At 67.1% G+C, this 22,108-nt stretch carries 22 protein-coding genes, 1 other RNA gene and 1 riboswitch; of the genes, 12 read left to right on the forward strand and 11 right to left on the reverse strand.

Annotated elements, in window-relative coordinates; genetic code table 11:
* Positions 1-605: 605 nt before the first annotated feature.
* Positions 606-859, reverse strand: a riboswitch (cobalamin riboswitch).
* 165 nt (positions 860-1,024) lie between these two features.
* The 5 genes from U5A56_RS09680 to U5A56_RS09700 all read left to right on the forward strand — a co-directional run bounded on the left by U5A56_RS09680 (position 1,025) and on the right by U5A56_RS09700 (position 3,412).
* The gene (locus tag U5A56_RS09680) at positions 1,025-1,375 is read left to right on the forward strand and encodes an ATPase (RefSeq protein ID WP_044845635.1); all 351 of its coding nucleotides are present in this window, start codon (positions 1,025-1,027) and stop codon (positions 1,373-1,375) included.
* Complete coding sequence (locus tag U5A56_RS09685; RefSeq protein WP_011885730.1) at positions 1,372-1,686, forward strand: cell division protein ZapA; 315 nt, start codon at positions 1,372-1,374, stop codon at positions 1,684-1,686. Before U5A56_RS09680 ends, U5A56_RS09685 begins: the two co-directional genes overlap by 4 nt.
* Positions 1,687-1,766: 80 nt before the next feature.
* Positions 1,767-1,948: non-coding RNA, 6S RNA (gene ssrS, locus U5A56_RS09690), on the forward strand.
* Between the two features lie 69 nt (positions 1,949-2,017).
* Positions 2,018-2,479, forward strand: coding sequence for an EVE domain-containing protein (locus U5A56_RS09695; protein WP_044845634.1), 462 nt, complete (start codon positions 2,018-2,020; stop codon positions 2,477-2,479).
* Between the two features lie 192 nt (positions 2,480-2,671).
* Positions 2,672-3,412 carry an SIMPL domain-containing protein gene (locus U5A56_RS09700; RefSeq protein ID WP_044845633.1) on the forward strand — a complete coding sequence of 247 codons (741 nt, stop codon included), beginning with the start codon at positions 2,672-2,674 and terminating at the stop codon, positions 3,410-3,412.
* A 195-nt stretch (positions 3,413-3,607) separates the two neighbouring features.
* On the opposite strand, the gene lgt is transcribed toward U5A56_RS09700, so the two are convergent.
* Together lgt and U5A56_RS09710 are read right to left on the reverse strand one after the other, a co-directional pair.
* Positions 3,608-4,498 (reverse strand): prolipoprotein diacylglyceryl transferase, encoded by an 891-nt coding sequence (lgt, locus tag U5A56_RS09705; RefSeq protein ID WP_044845632.1) that lies wholly within the window; start codon positions 4,496-4,498, stop codon positions 3,608-3,610.
* Between the two features lie 89 nt (positions 4,499-4,587).
* Positions 4,588-5,505 (reverse strand): LysR substrate-binding domain-containing protein, encoded by a 918-nt coding sequence (locus U5A56_RS09710; RefSeq protein ID WP_044845631.1) that lies wholly within the window; start codon positions 5,503-5,505, stop codon positions 4,588-4,590.
* 135 nt (positions 5,506-5,640) lie between these two features.
* Here U5A56_RS09710 and ilvD point away from each other — a divergent pair, with 135 nt between their 5' ends.
* The gene (ilvD, locus tag U5A56_RS09715) at positions 5,641-7,314 is read left to right on the forward strand and encodes a dihydroxy-acid dehydratase (RefSeq protein WP_321922024.1); all 1,674 of its coding nucleotides are present in this window, start codon (positions 5,641-5,643) and stop codon (positions 7,312-7,314) included.
* A 125-nt stretch (positions 7,315-7,439) separates the two neighbouring features.
* Positions 7,440-7,769, forward strand: coding sequence for a c-type cytochrome (locus tag U5A56_RS09720; protein ID WP_321922026.1), 330 nt, complete (start codon positions 7,440-7,442; stop codon positions 7,767-7,769).
* A 128-nt stretch (positions 7,770-7,897) separates the two neighbouring features.
* Here U5A56_RS09720 and U5A56_RS09725 read toward each other — a convergent pair whose 3' ends face one another.
* Genes U5A56_RS09725 through U5A56_RS09735 form a run of 3 tightly spaced genes read right to left on the reverse strand, consistent with a single transcriptional unit; the run spans position 7,898 to position 10,635 of the window.
* Positions 7,898-8,647 carry a DUF2486 family protein gene (locus U5A56_RS09725; protein ID WP_321922027.1) on the reverse strand — a complete coding sequence of 250 codons (750 nt, stop codon included), beginning with the start codon at positions 8,645-8,647 and terminating at the stop codon, positions 7,898-7,900.
* 25 nt (positions 8,648-8,672) lie between these two features.
* Positions 8,673-9,089 (reverse strand): DNA polymerase III subunit chi, encoded by a 417-nt coding sequence (locus U5A56_RS09730; RefSeq protein WP_006757287.1) that lies wholly within the window; start codon positions 9,087-9,089, stop codon positions 8,673-8,675.
* A 34-nt stretch (positions 9,090-9,123) separates the two neighbouring features.
* Positions 9,124-10,635 carry a leucyl aminopeptidase gene (locus U5A56_RS09735; RefSeq protein ID WP_044845626.1) on the reverse strand — a complete coding sequence of 504 codons (1,512 nt, stop codon included), beginning with the start codon at positions 10,633-10,635 and terminating at the stop codon, positions 9,124-9,126.
* A 122-nt stretch (positions 10,636-10,757) separates the two neighbouring features.
* On the opposite strand from U5A56_RS09735, the gene lptF reads away from it, so the two are divergent.
* From lptF to U5A56_RS09750, 3 genes are read left to right on the forward strand one after another with little or no spacing between them, the layout of a single operon-like run.
* Entirely contained in the window at positions 10,758-11,849 is a 1,092-nt protein-coding gene (gene lptF, locus U5A56_RS09740) for an LPS export ABC transporter permease LptF (RefSeq protein ID WP_044845625.1), read from the forward strand.
* 3 nt (positions 11,850-11,852) lie between these two features.
* Complete coding sequence (gene lptG, locus U5A56_RS09745; RefSeq protein WP_321802827.1) at positions 11,853-13,001, forward strand: LPS export ABC transporter permease LptG; 1,149 nt, start codon at positions 11,853-11,855, stop codon at positions 12,999-13,001.
* A gap of 25 nt (positions 13,002-13,026) precedes the next feature.
* On the forward strand, positions 13,027-13,410 hold the full coding sequence (locus U5A56_RS09750) for a CbiX/SirB N-terminal domain-containing protein (RefSeq protein WP_321922031.1): 384 nt from the start codon (positions 13,027-13,029) through the stop codon (positions 13,408-13,410).
* A 90-nt stretch (positions 13,411-13,500) separates the two neighbouring features.
* Here U5A56_RS09750 and cobA read toward each other — a convergent pair whose 3' ends face one another.
* From cobA to U5A56_RS09780, 6 genes are all read right to left on the reverse strand, one after another.
* A complete protein-coding gene (cobA, locus tag U5A56_RS09755) occupies positions 13,501-14,250 on the reverse strand; it encodes a uroporphyrinogen-III C-methyltransferase (RefSeq protein WP_044845622.1) in 750 nt (249 codons plus the stop codon).
* An 88-nt stretch (positions 14,251-14,338) separates the two neighbouring features.
* Positions 14,339-15,655, reverse strand: coding sequence for a sulfate adenylyltransferase subunit 1 (locus tag U5A56_RS09760; RefSeq protein ID WP_321922033.1), 1,317 nt, complete (start codon positions 15,653-15,655; stop codon positions 14,339-14,341).
* Positions 15,656-15,677: 22 nt separating this feature from the next.
* Positions 15,678-16,640: a sulfate adenylyltransferase subunit CysD gene (gene cysD / locus U5A56_RS09765; protein WP_044845620.1), complete on the reverse strand. Its 963-nt coding sequence runs from the start codon at positions 16,638-16,640 to the stop codon at positions 15,678-15,680.
* A 75-nt stretch (positions 16,641-16,715) separates the two neighbouring features.
* Positions 16,716-17,459, reverse strand: a complete 744-nt coding sequence (locus U5A56_RS09770; RefSeq protein ID WP_321922036.1) for a phosphoadenylyl-sulfate reductase — start codon at positions 17,457-17,459, stop codon at positions 16,716-16,718.
* Complete coding sequence (locus U5A56_RS09775) at positions 17,456-17,998, reverse strand: DUF934 domain-containing protein (protein WP_044845618.1); 543 nt, start codon at positions 17,996-17,998, stop codon at positions 17,456-17,458. Before U5A56_RS09775 ends, U5A56_RS09770 begins: the two co-directional genes overlap by 4 nt.
* Positions 17,999-18,023: 25 nt before the next feature.
* The gene (locus U5A56_RS09780; protein WP_321802820.1) at positions 18,024-19,703 is read right to left on the reverse strand and encodes a nitrite/sulfite reductase; all 1,680 of its coding nucleotides are present in this window, start codon (positions 19,701-19,703) and stop codon (positions 18,024-18,026) included.
* Between the two features lie 217 nt (positions 19,704-19,920).
* Between U5A56_RS09780 and U5A56_RS09785 the strand changes: the two genes are divergently transcribed.
* Together U5A56_RS09785 and U5A56_RS09790 are read left to right on the forward strand one after the other, a co-directional pair.
* Positions 19,921-20,862: a CysB family HTH-type transcriptional regulator gene (locus U5A56_RS09785; protein WP_009689198.1), complete on the forward strand. Its 942-nt coding sequence runs from the start codon at positions 19,921-19,923 to the stop codon at positions 20,860-20,862.
* Positions 20,863-20,926: 64 nt separating this feature from the next.
* Entirely contained in the window at positions 20,927-22,084 is a 1,158-nt protein-coding gene (locus tag U5A56_RS09790; RefSeq protein WP_124666010.1) for an ABC transporter substrate-binding protein, read from the forward strand.
* Positions 22,085-22,108: the final 24 nt, after the last annotated feature.

Below are 22,108 nucleotides of genomic sequence, written 5' to 3' on the forward strand. Positions count from 1 at the left end.
GGCGTGTCGTAGGCATACGCAAGCTCGTCATCCTCGTCGAACAGGTTGTTGATGCATGCACGGACGAACCGTGCCCGGTGATGTCATCGCACGCACGGCCAGGATGCCATGCGCGGCATGACGCATGATTCACGGCCGGCGACGCCCCATACCGCGCGCGACGATCGGCACCCGGATTCCGCATTTCGTCGCCCGGGTCCCGCGATGCGGCGGCCGGCCGCGTGCCGGTCGCACCGACGTGACACGCGCGCGATCCGTCGCGCCGCATCCTCGCGCGGCCCACGTTCTGCGCAATATAGTGGAAGCCGTCGCAGCGGGTCGATCGGCATCGCGCTTGCGTCACCGTCAGGCACGCTCGGTGCGGCAACCACGGCGGCCGGCAGCAAGGGGACAGCGTCGCGCCAAGCGACCGGGCGCGGTGCCGCGACGACCGGCGTCGTCGCCGATCCGGACGAATCGGCGTGCGCTGCGCTCCGCGCGATGGCGGCAGGCGACATTCCGCAGCGTGCGCCGCACGCCGTGCGGACGATTGGGGTCAGCATCGAAGACAAGTCCCGTGAAGCACTGCGCGCCCCGCTTCCCCGCGGGCCGTGCGTCATGAAGCCGTGCAGGCTCCTCGCCTCGGCCGGTATCCGGGCTGGCGGCGTACCGGCTCGCCTTCCCGCGCGTATCACGCGCAGTGGCCCGCGCCAGCGTGCGACCTGCACGCGAAACGCGCCCGAGCCGGCCTGCGTCATGCGACGCGGCCGCTTACCGTTGCGGGGGCAGCGCAGGTTGGCGAACTCCGGGCGGAGCACGCGCCCTGCTTCCCGTTTAACCGCGCGACGCACGCGCGAGCACCGAGGCGGCGCCAGTTTAGGAGCGGGCCGCGCGAGCGTCAAGGAAGCGTCCGGACGCATGCGGAACACGTGCCGGACCCGTGTATTCGCGGCAAGAAGCGGGGGTGTTACGACTGGAAACGTTACAGATGTCGGAATGCGCGTTATTCCGCGCTAAAATGCTGGGTCTTTAGAGGACGCAGCAAATGCTCAACGAACTCGAAACTTTATCTCAAAATATTGGCCGTCTGATCTCGCTGAACAAGCGCTATCACTCGGAACGGCTCGCGCTCGAGGAGCAGGTCGCGCAATTGCGCGCGGAAGCGGACACGGTCCGCGCGGAACTCGCGCAACTGCGCGACGAACGCAATGCGCTCGCGGCCGAGCGCGACACGCTGTCGGCAAAGATCGACGACGCCCAGGTCAAACTGAATGCGATTCTCGAAAAGCTGCCGCGCACGAAGAGCGCGGAGCAAGCCGACAACCAGCTCGACCTGCTGGATGCGCAGGCGCGCACGGACAGCGACGACGCGGCCAGCCACGGAGAACATGCATGAGCACCAAGCAGATCGAAGTCTCGATTCTCGGTCAGCCCTATCGGCTCGCCTGTTCGGCCGAGACCGAAGCGGCGCTGCTCGAGGCCGTCGCACGCGTCGACGCAGAAATGTCGAAGATCCGCGCGAACAGCTCGGTGCGCGGCACCGACCGCATCGCGGTCATGGCCGCGCTGTCGCTCGCGTCCGAATTGCTGCGGCTGCAAACGAGCGTGCGTCACGGTGAAGCATTTCCGGCGGAAGAAATCCGTCGTACAATGCACCAGATGAACGAACAGCTCGGCGCGGTGCTCGCACAGCACGAGACGCAGTAACGTTTGATCGATGCGTCGATTCCCCTTGATCTCGGCGATCAACGGTGGTCAAATTGGCGCAACGAAACACAGTTCAGTCAGCTTCCCTGCCTGGTTCGCCAAGGTCATATATTCCTTGAACCAATGCCATGTGCACGGTTGCGGAAATTTGTAGCACGGGCGCGCGCGTCACTCTGTCTGATGTACCCGAAGTGCTGCTAACTGCGACCAATTCTGAACCCCAGGTTCAGGATGCCGGCCTAGCGGCCAAGGCGGGGGCCTATTCAACGGCATCGGGAAGTCCCGATGCCGTTTCCTTTTGTAGCAGCCCTTTCTGCGTCGATCACGATCCATGCAATACTGGCTGATGAAGTCCGAACCGGACGAAGCAAGCATCGACGATCTCGCGCACGCGCCGCAGCACTCGCTGCCGTGGACCGGCGTGCGCAACTATCAGGCGCGCAATTTCATGCGCGACACGATGAAGATCGGCGACGGCGTGCTGTTCTATCACTCGAGCTGCCCGGAACCGGGCATCGCGGGCCTCGCCGAAGTCTCGTCGACGCCCTACCCCGACCCCACCCAGTTCGATCCGGCAAGCCCGTATTACGATCCGAAGTCGACGCAGGAAGCACCGCGCTGGCTGCTCGTCGACGTGCGCTTCGTGAAGAAGTCGCCGCTCGTGCCGCTCGCCGCGCTGCGCGAACACGACGAACTCGCCGACATGCGCGTGCTCGCACGCGGCAACCGGCTGTCGATCACGCCCGTCACGCGTGCCGAGTGGCGCTTCATCACCGAAAAGCTGATGAAGTAGGCGTGCGCGGCAAGCACACGCCAAAGGTCAAATCCGGTCAACACGCGCCACCGCCACGGAACTCGCGGCGCGTTCGCGCAGCCTAAGCAACCGCTGTCGCCGCGATCGGGCGGCGGCCGTTTTTCGTCGCGCGGTACGCCCGCGTCGCGCACGCGTGATCCGCGTGCGCGCCCTCGCACAAGGAGTCCAACAATGACCAAGAAATCCGCACTCGCGCTGTCGCTCGCCCTCGCCGCCGCCGTGCCCGTCGCGCTGACGCTCGCGTCGCCCGCCGCGCATGCGCAGACCGCGAACCCGCACTTCCCGGAGCCGGCGGGCGTGCTGTCGCTGTCGTCGCAGGCCAGCGCCGACGTGCCGCAGGACATCATCCACATCACGCTGTTTTACGAACAGCAGGCGAAAGACCCGGGCAGCCTGACGTCGGCGCTGAACCAGCGCGCCGACGCGGCGCTCGCGCAGGCGAAGGGCGTGTCGGGCGTCACCGCGCACACCGGCGCGTTCTCCGTCTATCCGAGCACCGATCGCGACGGGAAGATCTCCGCATGGCGCGGTCGTACCGAAGTCGTGCTCGAATCGCGCGATTTCGCGGCGGCGTCGAAGCTCGCGGGCCAGTTGTCGAACCAGATGCAGATCGCGAACGTCGAGTTCTCGTTGTCACCCGAAGCGCAGCGCGCGGCCGAGCAGAAGCTCACGACCGAAGCGATCAAGTCGTTCCGCGCACGCGCGGACGAAGCCGCGAAGGCGTTCGGCTACAACAGCTACTCGATTCGCGACGTGAACGTCGGCGGCAGCCGTAACGTGCAGCCGTACCCGCGCATGATGGCGATGGCCGCCGCACCGATGGACAGCGCGAAGATGAGCGCGCCGATTTCGGTCGAAGGCGGCAAGGCGACCGTGTCGGTCACGGTCAACGGCTCGGTGCAGATGAAGTAACGCGCATTGCGCAACACGCGGCAGATGTGAAAACGCCGGCCCTCGGGCCGGCGTTTTTCGTTTGCGATCCTGCGATCGACGCGCACGCCGATCGTGCGCGTCCGCATCGCATCAGGCATCACGCATCAGGCATCACGCATCACGTGCCACGCGTCACACCGCTCGCGCGTGACGCAACCGCATCACGCCGCGACATCACGCGACCGCATTCGCCGCGCGACGGCGATACGCCCACACCAGCAACGCGACGCCCGCGAGGATCATCGGCAGCGACAGCCACTGCCCCATCGACAGGCCGAGCGCGAGCAGGCCGAGGAAGTCGTCCGGTTCGCGCGCGAATTCGACCGTGAAACGCGCGAGCCCGTAGCCGATCAGGAACAGCGCGGAGATCGCACCCATCGGCCGCGGCTTGCGCGAGAAGAAGAACAGCACGAAGAACAGCGCAATGCCTTCGAGCGCGATTTCGTAGAGCTGCGAAGGATGGCGCGGCAGCATCTGGTACTGCATGAACACGTCGGCCAGATGCCACTTCTCGACGAGCGCCGGATGCTTCGGCAGCCATGCCGCGTCATCGCGCATCGCGCCCGGGAACAGCATCGCCCACGGCGCGTTCGGATCGGTCACGCGGCCCCACAGCTCGCCGTTGATGAAGTTGCCGAGCCGCCCGGCCGCGAGCCCGGTCGGCACCATCGGCGCGACGAAGTCGGTGACCTGCAGCCAGTGGCGCTTGCGCTGCCATGCGAACAGCGCCATCGCGAGCGTCACGCCGAGGAAGCCGCCGTGGAACGACATCCCGCCTTCCCACACCTTGAAGACGTCGAGCGGATGCGAGAAGTAGAAGTCGGCCTTGTAGAACAGCACGTAGCCGAGCCGGCCGCCGAGCACGGTGCCGAGCACGCCGTAGAACATCATGTCGTCGATGTCCTTCGCGGTCCAGCCCTGCGCCGCGACGTGCGGCAGCTTCAGGCGGATCCGGCCGACGACGATCGCCGCGATGAAGCCGACGAGATACATGAGGCCGTACCAGCGCACGGCCAGCGGCCCGAGGTGGATCGCTACGGGGTCGAAATTCGGGTGAATGATCATGGGTTAGCGATGAAGTTTTCGAATGCGGTACGGCGCTCGCACCGGCGCCGCACCGCGCATTGGACGGCGCCGGCGCGCCATCGTTCGCGTCACGTGGCGAGCCCCTGCGCGCGCACGACGTCGATGAAGCCGGCGAGCACGGGGCTGACGTCGCCCGTGCGCCACACGAGGCCGGTTTCGACGACCGGCGCGTCGCCGGCGAGCGGCCGGTAGACCACGCCGGTGCGCCGCAGGTTACGCAGCGACTGCGGCACCAGTGCGACACCCATGCCGGCCGACACGAGGCTGACGATCGTCTGCATCTGGATCGCCTCCTGGCCGATGCGCGGGGTTTCCCCCGCCGCGCCGTAGCAGCCCGTAATGATGTCATAAAAGCCGGGCGCCAAACGACGCGGGAAGATCACGAGCGGCAGCGCGGCCAGGTCGGCCAGATGCACGGGTTCGTCTTCCGACACGCCGTGCGCCGCGGCCGCCGGCATCGCGACCACCAGCGGCTCGCGCACGACCGGCAGGTACGACAGCCCGGCCGCGTGGCGCGGCGGCACCGGCGGAATCACGAGCCCCGCGTCGATGCGGCCCGCGACGAGTTCGTCGATCTGCACGTCGCTCGTCGCCTCCGCAAGCTGCAGCCGCACTTGCGGATAACGCGCGCCGAACGCGCGCAGCAGCGACGGCAGCAGCCCGTAATCGGCGGTCGACACGAACGCGAGCGACAGCGAACCGGCTTCGCCGCGCGCGAGGCGCCGTGCGAGCGGCGGCAGCGCGTCGGCCGACGCGAGCAGCCGGCGCACGTCGGGCAACAGCGCCGCACCGACCGCCGTCAGCGCGACCGAGCGCTTGGTGCGCGCGAACAGCGCGACGCCGAGCGTGTCCTCCAGTGCCCGGATCGCCTGCGACAGCGGCGGCTGCGTCATCGACAGGCGCTCGGCCGCGCGGCCGAAATGGCGCTCGTCGGCCACGGTCACGAAATAGCGCCACTGGCGCAGGTCCGGCGTCGGTTCGGCCATCTCTCACTCATTCGCAAAAAGACTTAATAAGCGACAAATAATATATTGGACATCCCAAACCGGAAACTCCATGCTTGATTGATCCGAACCGGTGCGCCGATCGCGGGCGTCGCCAATACAACGATGGAGTCCCCCATGCCGTACAACCGTCGCTCGAAGCACATCACGCAAGGCGTGGCCCGTTCGCCGAACCGCTCGATGTATTACGCCCTCGGCTACCAGAAGGACGATTTCGACAAGCCGATGATCGGCATCGCGAACGGCCACTCGACGATCACGCCGTGCAACTCGGGCCTGCAGCGGCTGTCCGATGCCGCCGTCGCGGCGGTGAAGGCGGCCGATGCCAACCCGCAGATCTTCGGCACGCCGACGATCTCGGATGGCATGTCGATGGGCACCGAAGGGATGAAGTACTCGCTGGTGTCGCGCGAGGTGATCGCCGACTGCATCGAGACCTGCGTACAGGGCCAGTGGATGGACGGCGTGGTGGTGGTCGGCGGCTGCGACAAGAACATGCCGGGCGGCATGATCGCGCTCGCGCGCCTGAACGTGCCGGGCATCTACGTGTACGGCGGCACGATCCGCCCCGGCCACTGGAAGGGCCGCGACCTGACGATCGTGTCGTCGTTCGAGGCGGTCGGCGAGTTCACCGCGGGCCGGATGTCGCAGGAGGATTTCGAAGGGGTCGAGAAGAACGCGTGCCCGACGTCGGGCTCGTGCGGCGGGATGTACACCGCGAACACGATGAGCTCGTCGTTCGAGGCGCTCGGCATGTCGCTGATGTACTCGTCGACGATGGCGAACCCCGATCAGGAGAAGGTCGACTCGGCCGCCGAATCGGCACGCGTGCTGGTCGAGGCCGTAAAGCGCGACCTGAAGCCGCGCGACATCATCACCAGGGAGTCGATCGAGAACGCGGTATCGCTGATCATGGCGACTGGCGGCTCGACCAATGCGGTGCTGCACTATCTCGCGATCGCGCACGCGGCCGAGGTCGACTGGACGATCGACGACTTCGAGCGCATTCGCAAGCGCGTGCCGGTGATCTGCGACCTGAAACCGTCGGGCCAGTACGTCGCGACCGACCTGCACCAGGCCGGCGGCATCCCCCAGGTGCTGCGGATCCTGCTCGATGCGGGGCTGCTGCACGGCGGCTGCATGACGATCACCGGCCGCACGCTCGCCGAGGAGCTGAAGGACGTGCCGGGCGTGCCGCGCGCGGACCAGAAGGTGATCTTCCCGATCGATCGCGCGCTGTACAGGGAAGGCCATCTCGCGATCCTGAAGGGCAACCTCGCGGAAGACGGCGCGGTGGCAAAGATCACCGGCCTGAAGAACCCGGTGATCACCGGCCCGGCGCGCGTGTTCGACGACGAGCAAAGCGCGATGGACGCGATCCTCGGCGACAGGATCCGCGCGGGCGACGTGCTGGTGCTGCGCTATCTCGGCCCGCAGGGCGGCCCCGGCATGCCGGAAATGCTCGCGCCGACGTCGGCGATCATCGGCAAGGGGCTCGGCGAATCGGTCGGCTTCATCACCGACGGCCGCTTCTCGGGCGGCACCTGGGGGATGGTGGTCGGGCACGTCGCGCCCGAAGCGTTCGTCGGCGGCACGATCGCGCTCGTGCAGGAAGGCGACTCGATCACGATCGATGCGCACCGCCTGGTGCTGCAGCTGAACGTCGACGACGCGGAACTCGCGCGCCGGCGCGCCGCGTGGAAGCAGCCGGCGCCGCGCTACACGCGCGGCGTGCTCGCCAAGTTCGCGGCGCTCGCGCGTCCGGCGAACCAGGGCGCCGTCACCGGCTGATGCGGCGCGCGGGGCATGCGACCCCATTGCGAACGGCCGCCGGGGAAACGCGCAAAACGCGCTTTCCCTTTGCTTTTATAATGCGCGGACCGTGAAGCCGGCCGTCCCCGCCGGCGGAGAACCGCATGAAACAGACGATATTGCGCGCGCTGCTGGTGGCGCTGCTGACCGGCAGCGCGGCGGCGGCACACGCCGACCTGGCCGGCGACGGGTTCGCGCTCGCGCAGCGCAAGAACTGCATGGCCTGCCATGCGGTCGGCAAGCCGCTGATGGGCCCGTCGTTCCACGACATCGCCGGCAAGTACGTGGCGCGCACCGACGCCGTCGATTACCTCGCGCAATCGATCGTGAAAGGCAGCGTCGGGGTGTGGGGTGGCGTGCCGATGCCCGCCAACACGCAGTTGACGAGCGCAGAAGCGCACACGCTCTCGCAATGGGTGCTGTCGCTGCGCTGAACCGGATGACCGGGTGCGTGCATCGCGCACCGTGCCCTGCACCCGGCAGCGTTCCGCGCTTGTCGTTGCAACCGGCCGGCAATCGTCAGCGACGATGACCGGAGCCGCGCACGAAACGTGCGGCGGGCTCAGCCTGAATGACCGGTCCGGCGGCGGGCGATCTCCGCATCGACCGCGTCGCGAACCCACTCCATCACTTCGGTTTCGAGCGCCAGCGCCACTTCGCGCGTGATCTGGCCGACGAGCCAGGCCGTATGGTCGTGCAACGCGTCGCGACAGCGGGCCTCGATGGCCTCGCGCCCTTCCCCGGTCAGATAATTCGTCAGCCGATTGCGCAGACGCTCGGCGATATGCTGCGTGTCCTCCGCCGTCAGCGCGGCGGCTACATGCGCGTCCGGATGCGACGCGCCGGTGAGTTGAGCGGTAGCCAGCCCGCCGGCAGCCGGTGCAATCGCGTGGGACAGCATCGCTTCGCCAGCATCGCGCGGCATCGCGGCAACGCCGGCCTGCTGCGCATCTTCGTCTTCGGCGGCCAGTGCCGAGCGCAGCGGCGCCTGCGCCGCAGCCGACTCTTCGGCGACGACGTGCCCGGCGGCACCGGGTTGCGCCGGCGCATCGCTGTCGCCCGGCAATTCGACGGTCGGGATGTCCGGCGTCGGCACCGGCTCGACCACCACGAATTCGGGGTCGGTGCCCGGCTGCTCCGGCGCGGCGGACGCCCGAGCCGGATGGCCTGATACCAGCACGTCGGTCAGCACCGGCACCGCGGCAACGTCGTGCGGCGGCGCGTCGGCCGCGGACGAACGCGCCGGCACCGGCTTGCCCGGCACCAGCACGTCGGTCAGCGTCGGGATCGAAGAGGATTCGGCTTGTGTCACGGGAACGCTCCGTCGACGGTTTCGGCTAACTGCCCTGCTTGTAGTTGTTCAGCGCGTAGCCGCGATCGCGATAGAAGCGGTAGCGGTCGCGGCCCGCGGCCAGCTCGTCCGGCGCATTGCCGACCACTTCGAGCAGGCGCTCGAAGCGGGCGAACTGCGCGGGTACGGCCGCGCCGAGGTTCAGCAGCACATGATGATGCGGCGCCTGGTCGAGATCGGCGGCCAGCACGATCGGCGTGCCGGCCGCGTGCGCGCTGTCGACGCCGCAGTGCGGAATGAAATCGAGCGGCGAGAACGTCCAGAGCCGCTCGTCGAGCGCACGCAGGCGCGCGGGCTCCGCGAGCACGACGACCGGCTGCCCGGCCTGGTAGGCCTTGCGCAGCAGCCGGCATGCGTATGCGAGCGAATCGCCGACGTTCGAATGGAAATCGATTCGCGTCATTGCCCGCGTACCCGCATCGTCGTGAGACCTGCCATCACTGGCCGGCGCGGTCGATCAGGAACTGCGCGAGCAGCGGCACCGGACGGCCGGTCGCGCCCTTCGCCGCGCCACCCTTCCATGCGGTGCCGGCGATGTCCAGGTGCGCCCACGGATAGCTGTCGGTGAAGCGCGACAGGAAGCACGCCGCCGTCACGGCACCGGCCGGACGCCCGCCGATGTTCGCGATGTCCGCGAAATTCGACTTCAGCTGATCCTGGTACTCGTCGTCGAGCGGCATGCGCCATGCCGGATCGTTCGCTTCGCGCGATGCGTCGAGCAGTTCGCCCGCGAGTGCGTCGTCCTTCGAGAACAGGCCGCTGTTGTGGGCGCCCAGCGCGATCACGCAGGCGCCCGTGAGCGTCGCCACGTCGATCACCGCGGCCGGCTTGAAGCGCTCCGCATAAGTGAGCGCGTCGCACAGGATCAGGCGGCCCTCGGCGTCGGTGTTGAGCACCTCGATCGTCAGCCCCTTCATGCTGGTGACGATGTCGCCCGGCTTGGTCGCGTTGCCGCCCGGCATGTTCTCGCAGGTCGGCACGATCGCGACGACGTTGATCTTCAGGCCCATTTCGGCGACCGCACGCATCGTGCCGAGCACCGAACCCGCGCCGCACATGTCGTACTTCATCTCGTCCATGCCCTCGCCCGGCTTCAGCGAGATGCCGCCCGTGTCGAACGTGATGCCCTTGCCGACCAGCACGACCGGCGCGGCCTTCGCGGCGGCGCCCTGGTAGTGCAGCACGATGAACTGCGGCGGCTCGACCGACGCGCGCGCGACCGACAGGAACGAGCCCATCTTGAGCGCCTGGATCTGCTTCAGGCCGAGCACCTCGACCTTCAGACCCCAATCCTTCGCGATCTTCTTCGCGGTGTTGCCGAGATAGGTCGGCGTGCACACGTTGCCCGGCAGGTTGCCGAGGTCGCGCGTGAGGTCCATCCCGTTCGCCAGCGCGACGGCCTGCTTGACCGCCAGCTTCGCAGCCTTCTCATCGGCCGGATCGACGCTGAACACGACGCGCTTGAGCGTGTGCGACGCCGGTTCCGGCTTGCTCTTCATCTGCGTGAAGCGGTAGGTCTCGTTGCGCAGCGCGAGAATCGCCGCACGCACACCCCAGTCGGAGCTGCGCTCGTCGACCGGCAGCTGCGCGAGCGAGAACGTGACCTGGCCGACCTTGGTCGCGAGCAGCGCGCGCCATGCGGCCGTCACTGCGTCGTTGTAGGCTTTCTGATTGAAAGCATCCTGCTTGCCGAGGCCGACGAGCAGCACGCGCGATGCGCCGATGCCCGACACTTCGTGCAGAAACAGCGTCTTGCCGCGCTTGCCGTCCATGTCGCCGGCCTTCACCACGCGCGAGATCAGCCCCTTGGTGGCCGTGTCGATGTCGAGCGCCGCGCCCGAGAGAGTCTGCGCCTCGAAGATGCCGAGCACGATGCAGTCGGACTTCCCGGTCAGGAACCCCTTGGCCTCGCCTTTGCTCCAATCACAGCCTTTTATGCTAAAGTCCATCGCGCTTGTCCTCGGATAAAATCTGGGCTAAGGATGAAAGCCGCAATTATCCGCTATTTTTCCCGTGGCGGCGCGAGCGCTCCACCACGCGTGCGCAGCCTCCCGCCCTCTTCTCATCAAGAATGATCTTCGAACGCTCCCTCCAGCGCGAGCTTGCGTATACGGCTGGCGCCGTGTTCATGGTGCTGCTCACGATCATGCTCACGACGATGATGATCCGCATCGTCGGCTATGCCGCGTCCGGCGAAATCGATCCGCGCGACGTGCTCGTGCTGATCGGCCTGACCGTGATCGGCTACCTCGCCGTGATGCTCGTCGTCACGCTGTTCGTGTCGATCCTGTTCGTGCTGACCCGGTGGTACCGGGACTCCGAAATGGTGGTCTGGCTTGCATCCGGCGTGAGCCTCACGCGCCTGATCAAGCCGATCGGCGTGTTCGCCACGCCGATCGTCCTGCTGATCGCGTTCTTCGCGTTCGTCGGCTGGCCGTGGTCGAACCAGCAGAGCAAGATGATCAAGGCGCGCTTCCAGCAGCGCGACGAGATCTCGCTGCTCGCGCCGGGCCAGTTCCGCGAATCGGCCTCGAACCATCGCGTGTTCTTCATCGAGAAGATGTCGCCGGACCAGAGCAAGGTGCAGAACGTGTTCGTCACGTCGACCGAGAACGGCAAGGTCAACGTCGTCGTGTCGCACACCGGCCACACGGAAACGAAGGACGGCGATCGCTTCGTCGTACTGGAAGACGGCCGCCGCTACGACGGCACGCCCGGCCAGCCGAACTTCAAGATCATGGAGTTCCAGCGCTACGGCGTGAAGATCACGAGCACCCCGGTCACCAACGTGCCGACCACCAACAGCACGCCGACACCGGACCTGCTGCGCAACCCGACGCGCGACAACCTCGCGGAATTCGCGTGGCGCGCGGGGCTGCCGCTGATCGCGATCAACCTGATGGTGCTCGGCATTCCGCTGTCGTACCAGAACCCGCGCCGCAGCCGCACGATCAACCTCGTGATGGCCGTGCTGATCTACCTGACGTACTCGAACCTGCTGAACGTCGTGCAGGCGCAGATCGAGCAGGGCAAGATGTCGTTCGGCGTCGGCCTCGTCGGCCTGCACCTGGTCGTCGCGGCGATCGTCGCGTTCATCTTCTGGTTGCGCGTGCGCAATCGTCCGCTGTTTACACGCGCGCTGTTCGGCCGCTCGGGAGCATGATCGATGCGGCTCTATGAAAAATACTTCGCGCGGCAGATCTACGTCACGTTCATCTTCATCCTGTTCGCGTTCTCGGGCCTGTTCTTCTTCTTCGACCTGATCAGCGAACTGAACTCGGTCGGGCACGGCAACTACAAGTTCGGCTACGCGGTGCTGCGCGTCGCGCTGCAGACCCCGTCGCGCTTCTACGAGATCATCCCGGTCGCCGCGCTGATCAGCGCGATCTACGTGTTCGCGCAGATGGCCGCGAACTCGGAATTCACGATCTTCCGCGTGTCGGGTCTCGCGACCAACCAGGCGCTGCGCTCGCTGCTGAAGATCGGCGTGCCGCTCGTGATCATCACCTACCTGATCGGCGAATTCGTCGGCCCATACGCCGACCAGCTGTCCGAACGCGTGCGGCTGCAGGCGCTCGGCGCGTCGGTGTCGTCGAACTTCCAGTCGGGCGTATGGGTGAAGGACACGCTCGCGGCCCGCGAGAACGGCGAGCAGGTCACGCGCTTCGTGAACGTCGGCAGCCTGTCGCCCGACTCGACGATCAGCAACGTGCGCATCTACGAGTTCGACTCGAAATTCCAGCTGCAGAACGTGCGGATCGCGCAGACGGGCCGCTACGAGCCGCCCGGCCACTGGCTGCTCAAGGGCGTCACGGAAACCGAACTGACGCCGATCAAGCCGGTCGGCGGCGCACCGGCCGACGCGCTGAACCCCGTGTACCGGTCGCAGCAGGTGACGCTGCCCGAATACCGGCTGCGCTCGGACCTGACGCCGCAGATCCTGTCGGTGCTGCTCGTGTCGCCGGAACGGATGTCGCTCATCAACCTGTTCCGCTACATCCAGCACTTGCGCGAAAACCAGCAGGACACGCAGCGCTACGACATCGCGCTGTGGCGCAAGCTGCTCTACCCGTTCGCGGTGTTCGTGATGCTCGTGCTGTCGCTACCGTTCGCGTACCTGCACACGCGTGCCGGCGTGGTCGGCGTGAAGGTGTTCGGCGGCATCATGCTCGGCATGAGCTTCCAGCTGCTCAACACGCTGTTCTCGCACATCGGCACGCTGAACACCTGGCCCGCGCCGCTGACCGCGGCGACGCCGGGCCTCATCTATCTCGCGCTCGGCCTGTTCGCGCTCAAGTGGGTCGACCGGCACTGAGCGCGGTCACGACGGAGGCTTCGACATGAGTTCGCACGGCATCGTCCTGTTCGGCCACGGCGCACGCGATCCGCGCTGGGCCGAGCCGTTCGAGCGGCTCGCCGCGCGGCTGCGCGGGGCCGGCTCCCCTGCTCCGCACGTGTCGCTCGCGTTTCTCGAACTGATGACGCCATCGCTCGATACGGCCGTCGCCGCGCAAGTCGCGGCCGGCTGCACGCGCATCACCGTGGTGCCCGTGTTCTTCGGTCAGGGCGGGCATGTCCGCCGCGACCTGCCGCAGCTCGTCGATGCATGCCGGGCCACGCATCCGGGCGTCGAGATCCGTTGCGCGACGGCCGTCGGGGAAGACGACGGCGTGCTCGACGCGATCGCGCGCTACTGCATCGACCAGCTCGGCCACGACGCGTAAGCGAATCGCTGGCCGAAGCGGCGAGCCCAAACGAAAAAGCGCCGGCCTCGGAAGCCGGCGCTTTTTTTGCCTGCGGATCGCACGTTCGACTCAGGCCGCATCCTGCAACGCAGCGCCCTCTTTCGCGTGCCGCACGCGTTCGGCGAACGCATCGCCGATCATCAGCAGGCTCGGCTCCGCCGGGTCGAGCCACGCCTGCGCGCCGCCCGCCGCCATCTGCCCGAGCGTCAGCGTCAGCGTGCGCTCGCGCGCGGTGCTGCAAGCCTCGACGATCGCCACCGGCGTCGCGCTCGCACGGCCCGCGTCGATCAGTTCCTGCGCGATGCCCGGCGCACTGTCGCGGCCCATGTAGTAGACGATCGAATCGGCGCGCGCGGCCTCGCGAATCTCGTCGCTGCCCGGTGCGCGGCTGTGCGTCGCGAACGCGACGCTGCGCGACACGCCGCGCAACGTCAGCGAGCGCTTCAGCGTCGCCGCGCCGGCCAGCGCCGCGGTGATGCCCGGCACGACCTCGAAATCGATGCCCGCCGCTTCGAGCGCGCGCATTTCCTCTTCGGCGCGACCGAACAGCATCGGGTCGCCGCCCTTCAGGCGCACCACGCACGCGTGCTCGCGCGCCGCGTCGACGATCTGCTTGTTGATGAAATGCTGCGCGGTCGAACGCTGCCCGCAACGCTTGCCGACCGCGATCTTGCGCGCGTTCGGTGCGTAGTCGAGCATCGCCGGCTCGACGAGCGCGTCGTGCAGCACGACGTCGGCTTGTTCGAGCAGCCGCATGCCGCGCACCGTGATGAGGTCCGCGGCGCCCGGCCCTGCTCCGATCAGATATACCTTGCCCATGTTTGTCGCTTCGCTTGGGGTCCTGCTCGTGCGGACGGCGGCCGGCCCGCGCCGCCTCGAGGGCGGCGCTGACCGCCGGTTAAGCCCGTTACGCCGAGAACGCCCGAATCATGCCGGCGGCGACCGTGTGGTGCGTCGCCTCGTCGATCAGCACGAACGCGCCCGTGCCCGGGTGCGCATCGTAGGTGTCGCAGACGATCGGCTTCTGCAGCGTCAGCGCGACGCGGCCGATGTCGTTCATCTTCAGTTCCTGGCGGTCGGTCGCGTGCGACAGCGTATGCACGTCGAGCACTTCCTTGACCGCGCCGATCTTCGCGAACACCGTGCTCGTGGTCTGCTTCAGCAGGTACTTGCGCTGCGGCGACAGCGGCGTCTCGTCGAACCAGCACAGGTCCGCCTCGAGCTTCTTCGCCGGCGCGACCGTCTCGGCGGTCGTGACGAACATGTCGCCGCGCGACACGTCGACGTCTTCCGCGAGGCGAATCGTCACCGTCTGGCCCGCGAACGCGTGCGCGACCGCCGCCGTGCCGCCCGGCACCGGCGCGATGATCTCGGCGATCGTCGCAGTGCGGTTCGACGGCAGCACGACGATTTCGTCACCGACCTTCACCTCGCCCGATTCGATCCGGCCCATGTAGCCGCGGAAATCGTCGGCCGAGCTGCCGTCCTGGCGTGCGACCCACTGCACCGGGAAGCGCAGCGCGTCGTGCGCCTGCGTCTCGACCGGCAGCGATTCGAGCAGGTCGAGCAGCGGCTCGCCCGCGTACCACGGCATGCGCTCGCTCGCGCCGACGATGTTGTCGCCCTTCAGCGCCGACACCGGCACGAAACGCACGTCCTTCAGGCCGAGGTGCTTCGCGAGCGCGACGTACGCGTCGCGGATCTCGTTGAAGCGCGCTTCGCTGTAGTCGATCAGGTCCATCTTGTTGATCGCGACGATCACGTGCTGCAGCGCGAGCAGCTTCACGATCGCGCTGTGGCGCTTCGTTTGCGACAGCAGTTCCGCCACGCCGTTCTCGATCGTCACGCGCGTCGCGTCGACCAGGATGATCGCCGCGTGCGCGGTCGATGCGCCCGTCACCATGTTGCGCGTGTACTGCTCGTGGCCCGGCGTGTCGGCGATGATGAACTTGCGCTTCGCGGTCGCGAAATAGCGGTAGGCGACGTCGATCGTGATGCCCTGCTCGCGCTCGGCTTCGAGCCCGTCCGTCAGCAGCGCGAGGTCGATCTCGTCGCCGACCGTGCGCTTGTTCTTCGCGCGCGACAGCGCGGACAGCTGGTCGGACAGCACGGCCTTGCTGTCGTACAGCAGGCGGCCGATCAGCGTGCTCTTGCCGTCGTCGACGCTGCCCGCGGTGATGAAACGCAACACGCCGAGGTCTTCGGTGTTCTCGATGATGCTCATGATGTGAATGTCCTCGTGTGCTTCAGAAATAACCTTGCTTCTTGCGCTGTTCCATCGCGGCTTCGGATGCCTGGTCGTCCATCCGGGTCGCGCCGCGTTCGGTGATCTCGGTCACCGCCGTCTCGGCGATGATCTTCTCGACGTCGTCCGCGTCGCTCTCGACCGGGCACGTGCAGCTGATGTCGCCGACCGTGCGGAAGCGCACCTGCGCGAGTTCGCTCGTCTCGCCGTCACGCATCGGCGTGAGCGGCGTGACCGGCACGAGCAGCCCGTTGCGGCGCACGATCTCGCGCTGGTGCGCGTAGTAGATCGACGGCAGTTCGAGGTTTTCGCGCGCGATGTACTGCCACACGTCGAGTTCCGTCCAGTTCGAGATCGGGAACACGCGCAGGTGCTCGCCGTTGTGCAGGCGCGCGTTGTACAGGCTCCACAGTTCCGGGCGCTGCGCCTTCGGATCCCACTGGCCGAATTCGTCGCGGAACGAGAAGATCCGCTCCTTCGCGCGCGCCTTCTCTTCGTCGCGGCGCGCGCCGCCGATCAGCGCCGTGTAGCCGTGCTGTTCGATCGTCTCGAGCAGCGTGACGGCCTGCGCGGCGTTGCGCGAATCGGTTTCGCGGCGCAGCACGACGGTGCCGCGCTTGATCGAATCCTCGACGTGGCCGACCACCAGCTCGGCGCCGAGCTCCTGCGCGCGGCGGTCGCGGAAGTCGATCACTTCCTCGTAGTTGTGGCCCGTGTCGATGTGCACGAGCGGGAACGGCAGCGTCGTCTTGCGGTTCGCGCCGAGGCCGAACGCCTTCAGCGCGAGGTGCAGCACGACGACCGAGTCCTTGCCGCCCGAGAACAACAGCGCCGGCTTGCTGCATTCGGCAACGAGTTCGCGCAGGATGTGGATCGACTCGGCTTCGAGCCAGTCGAGGTGGCCCATGCGGTCGTCGGCACCGGTGGGCGGGGCAAAGGCGGATTGCTCGAGCGTCGTGCTCATGATTTCAGTCCTTCTCTTCTGGGTTCGTGCCGCCCGCTGTCGCGGGCGGCGCAATATTCGGTTTCTTGTCGGCTTTCAGTGCGCGGCGCCGGCTTCGGCGTTCGCGGGAATCGGCGTGATCGTGATGTGCAGCCCGCATTCCTTCGTGTCGCGCGACTCCCACCACCAGCGGCCCGCCCGGCTGTCCTCGCCGGGGCGGATCGCGCGCGTACACGGCTCGCAGCCGATGCTCGGATAGCCGCGCGCGTGCAGCGGATTGACCGGCACGTCGAACGCCTTCAGGTACGCCCACACGTCGGCTTCCGTCCAGTCGGCGAGCGGGTTGTACTTCGCGATCCCGCGCGCTTCGTCCTGTTCTTCCTCGTGCAGCTCCGCACGCGTGACCGACTGCTCGCGACGCTGGCCCGTGACCCACGCGCCGACGTCGGCCAGCGCGCGGTTCAGCGGCTCGACCTTGCGGATGTGGCAGCACGACTTGCGCAGCTCGACGCTTTCGTAGAACGCGTTCAGGCCGTGCTCGGCGACGTACTGGTCGACCGCGTCCTGCTGCGGATGAAACTGCTCGATCTCGTAGCCGTAGCGCTCGCGCACGCGGTCGATCATGCCCAGCGTTTCCGCATGCAGGCGGCCGGTGTTCAGCGAGAAGATGCCGATCGACACGCCCTTCGACAGGATCGCGTGCGTGAGCAGCATGTCTTCCGCGGCGAGGCTGCTCGCGAACTTCACCTTCTCGTGGCGCCCGCCGATCTGCGCGAGCAGCGCGTCGAGGCGCTCGACCTTCGCGGCCAGTTCGGGCGTCAGTGCGGTCGCGGCGCTCATGCGCTCACCTTCGCGTCGGCCGCGGCCGCGCGGCGGCGGAACAGCGGCGCCGGCTCGTCGAATGCGCCCTGGTAACGCTGCGTGAATTCGCCGAACGCGTTCAGTGCATCGTGGATGTCCTTGTCGGCACGCACCGCGAACGCGTCGAAGCCGCAACGCGACATGTACAGCAGCTGGTCGCGCAGCACGTCGCCGATCGCGCGCAGCTCGCCGGTCCAGCCGTGGCGCTCGCGCAGCAGGCGCGCGATGCTGTAGCCGCGGCCGTCCGCGAAGCGCGGGAAATCGACGGCGATCAGCGAGATCGCACCGAAGTCGGCCACGAGATCGGCCGGCTCGCTGTCCGGCGCGAGCCACACGCCGAGTTCGTCCTTCGTCTTCGCGGCGACGAGCGCCGCGCGCTCGGCCTGCCACAGGGTGAACGGCACCAGCACCTTGCCGGCCGGCAATGCGTCGACCGCGGGCAGCGCACCGTCTTCCGCCGCGCGCACGACCTGCCATGCGTCGTCGATCACTGCGCGGTTCTTGATAATCGAAGCCATCTGCAAATTCCTTCTACCCGGTTGGTTACGCGTTGACTGCCTGGCGCGCCGCATACACGCGCTCCTTGAACGGAGCGATGCCGATGCGGTCGTACGTGTCGATGAAGCGCTCGCCGTCGATGCGTGCCTCGACGAACGTGTCGATCAGCTTCGCGATCACGCCCGGCACTTCTTCCGCGGAGAACGACGGCCCGATCACGCGGCCGAGGCGCGCGCCGTTGCGGCCCGTGCCCTGCTCGCCGCCGAGCGACACCTGGTACCACTCGGCACCGTCCTTGTCGACGCCGAGGATGCCGATGTTGCCCACGTGATGATGACCGCACGAGTTCATGCAACCGGAAATGTTCAGCGACAGGTCGCCGAGATCGTACACGTAGTCCAGATCGTCGAAACGCTGCTGGATCGCCAGCGCGATCGGGATCGACTTCGCGTTCGCGAGCGAGCAGAAATCGCCGCCCGGGCACGCGATGATGTCGGTCAGCAGGCCGACGTTCGGCGTCGCGAAGCTGGCCGCCTTCGCCTTTTCCCACACCGTGAACAGGTCGCGCTTCTTCACGTTCGCGAGGATCAGGTTCTGCTCGTGCGACACGCGCAGTTCGCCAAGCGAGTACGCGTCTGCCCAGTCGGCCACCAGGTCCATCTGCGCGTCGGTCGCGTCGCCCGGGGCGACGCGGTGGTCCTTCAGCGACAGCGTGACCGCGGCATAGCCCGGCACCTTGTGCGGCGCGACGTTGCGCTCGACCCAGCGCGCGAACGCCTTGTTCTCGAGCAGGTGCTGTTCGAACGACGCGTCGGTGTCGGCCAGCTTCTCGTAGACGGGCGGCTGGAAGTACTGCGACACGCGGTCGACTTCCGCCTGCGTGAGCGTCGACGGGCCGTCCTTCAGGTGCTGCCACTCTTCCTCGACCTGCTGCGCAAACTTCGCGGGCGACAGCGCCTTCACGAGGATCTTGATACGCGCCTTGTACAGATTGTCGCGGCGGCCGTAGCGGTTGTATACGCGCAGCACGGCTTCGCAATAGGTGAGCAGGTGCTGCCACGGCAGGTCTTCCTTGATCACCGCGCCGATGATCGGCGTACGGCCGAGGCCGCCGCCCGCGAGGATGCTCGCGACCACCTCGCCCTGCGCGTTCTTCTTCAGGTACACGCCGAGATCGTGGATCTGCACGGCCGCGCGGTCGTGCGTCGAGCCCGACACCGCGATCTTGAACTTGCGCGGCAGCCACGCGAATTCGGGATGGAACGTCGACCACTGGCGCAGGATTTCCGACCACGGACGCGGATCGATCTCCTCGTCCTGGGCGACGCCCGCGAACTGGTCCGCCGTGATGTTGCGGATGCAGTTGCCCGAGGTCTGGATGCCGTGCATCTGCACCGACGCGAGCTTCGCGAGGATCTCCGGCGTTTCCTCGAGCTGGATCCAGTTGAACTGGATGTTCGAGCGGGTCGAGAAGTGGCCGTAGCCGCGGTCGTGTTCGCGGGCGATGCGCGCCAGCATCCGCAACTGGTCGCTGCGCAGGTTGCCGTACGGAATCGCGATGCGGTGCATGTACGCGTGGCGCTGCATGTACAGGCCGTTCTGCAGGCGCAGCGGACGGAATTCTTCTTCGCTCAACTCGCCCGACAGCCGGCGGCGCACCTGATCGCGGTACTGCGCGACACGCTCGTCGACGATCGTCTGGTCGTATTGGTCGTACTGATACATTCGGGGACCCCAGGGGTTTTCGTGGTGACCGCGCGACGTCCTAGCCACGTCGCGCCCGAATCTCCGTTCCGCCGCCATCGCCGGCCTTGCGCGGCCCGGCTGGATTGCTAATGACGAAAACAGATATCCATATTTGAAAAACTCCGGTGAATCGTAATAAACTCGCCTTATATTTCAAACGACTAAAAAATTCTGTTGATATGCGGAAGGGTTATAAATGAACCTGCACCAATTTCGCTTCGTGCGCGAGGCCGTCCGGCAGAATTTCAACCTCACCGAGGCCGCCAAGGCGCTCTACACGTCGCAACCGGGGGTGTCGAAGGCGATCATCGAGCTCGAGGACGAGCTCGGCGTGGAGATCTTCACGCGCCACGGCAAGCGCGTGCGCTCGCTCACCGAGCCGGGCAGGATCATCCTCGCATCGGTCGAGCGGATCCTGCAGGAAGTTGAAAGCCTTAAAAGGGTCGGAAAAGATTACGCGGCGCAGGATCAGGGCAACCTGACGATCGCCGCCACCCACACGCAGGCCCGCTACTCGCTGCCGGCCGCGATCGCCGAGTTCAAGAAGCGCTTCCCGAAGGTGCACCTGTCGATCCTGCAGGGCAGCCCGACGCAGGTCGCCGAGATGGTGATCCACGACCAGGCCGATCTCGCGATCGCGACCGAGGCGATCGCCGACTACAAGGAACTCGTGTCGCTGCCCTGCTTCCAGTGGCATCACGCGGCCGTGGTGCCGGCCGACCATCCGCTGCTCGAACGCAAGCCGGTCACGCTGGACGATCTCGCGCAGTACCCGCTGATCACGTACGACGACGCGTTCGCCGGCCGCAAGAAGATCAATCATGCGTTCGCGCTGCGCGGGCTGTCGCCGGACATCGTGCTGGAAGCGATCGACGCCGACGTGATCAAGACCTACGTCGAACTCGGCCTGGGCGTCGGGATCATGGCCGACATCGCATTCAACCCGGAGCGCGACCGCAACCTGCGGCTGATCCCGGTCGGCCACCTGTTCGGCAGCAACGTGACGCGTGTCGCGCTCAAGCAGGGCGCCTATCTGCGCAGCTATGTGTATACGCTCGTCGAGCTGCTGTCGCCGACGCTGAACCGCAAGCTGATCGAGCAGGCGCTCAAGGGCGAATCCGAATCGTACGAGCTTTGACGGTCAGGTATAACGACAGGGGCGCAAATCGCGCCCCTTTTTATTGCCCGACGGAGATTTCCGCATGACGCTTCCCGCCCTGTTGCGCCGCGCCGCCGGCGCCGCCCTCGTGCTCGCCTGCGCGGCCGCGCATGCCGACCTGAAGGTCGGCGTCGACCTGTCGTCGACCGGCCCGGCCGCCGCGATCGGCATCACCAGCAAGAACGCGATCCTGATGTGGCCGAAGACGATCGCCGGGCAGCCGGTGCAGGTGACGGTGCTCGACGACGCGTCCGACCCGGGCGCAGCCGTGCGCAACATCCGCAAGCTGGTCGACGAGGATCGCGTCGACGTCGTGGTCGGGCCGAACATCACGCCGGCCGCGCTCGCGGCGCTCGACGCGGTGGCCGCCGCCCAGACGCCGATGATCACGCTGGTCGGCTCCGGCGCGATCGTCGAGCCGCAGGAAGGCGCGCGGACCTGGGCATTCAAGATGGCTCAGAGCGACAGCGCGATGGCCGACGTGATGACGCGCTACATGGCCAACCACGGCGTGAAGACGGTCGGCTTCATTGGCTTCGCGGACAGCTATGGCGACAGTTGGCTGAACGAATTCACGCGCTTCGCGGAAGTCCGCAAGATCCGCGTGATCGCGACGGAACGCTTCAACCGCACCGACGCGAGCGTCACCGGCCAGGCGCTGAAGCTGATCGCCGCGAAGCCCGACGCGATCCTGATCGCCGGCTCGGGCACGCCGGCCGTGTTGCCGCAACGCACGCTGATCGAGCGCGGCTACAAGGGCGCGATCTACCAGACGCACGGGATCGCCACGCCGGAGTTCATCAAGCTCGGCGGCAAGGACGTCGACGGGACGCTGTTCCCGACCCAGCCGGTGGTCGTCGCGCGCACGCTGCCTGCCGACCATCCGGCCCGCAAGGCCGCGCTCGCGTTCGTCGATGCGTATGAAGCGAAATACGGTGCCGGCACGGTCACCCAGTTCGCGGGCGACGCGGCGGGCGTGTACCCGCGCCTCGCCGACGCGGTCGGCCGCGCGCTCAAGGCCGCGCAGCCCGGCACGCCGGGCTTCCGCGCGGCGCTGCGGCGCGAACTCGAACGCGCGCACGAACTCGTCGTGCCGAACGGCGTCGTCAACACCAGCGACAAGGATCACGTGGGGCTCGATCAGCGCGCGAGCGTGATGGGGATCGTGAAGCAGGGCCGATTCGTCTATCTGAGCCAGTAACGCACGGGCGGTCGCCGGACAGCT

Source organism: Burkholderia sp. BCC1998 (genome assembly GCF_905339875.1).
In the GTDB taxonomy this organism is placed as follows: domain Bacteria; phylum Pseudomonadota; class Gammaproteobacteria; order Burkholderiales; family Burkholderiaceae; genus Burkholderia.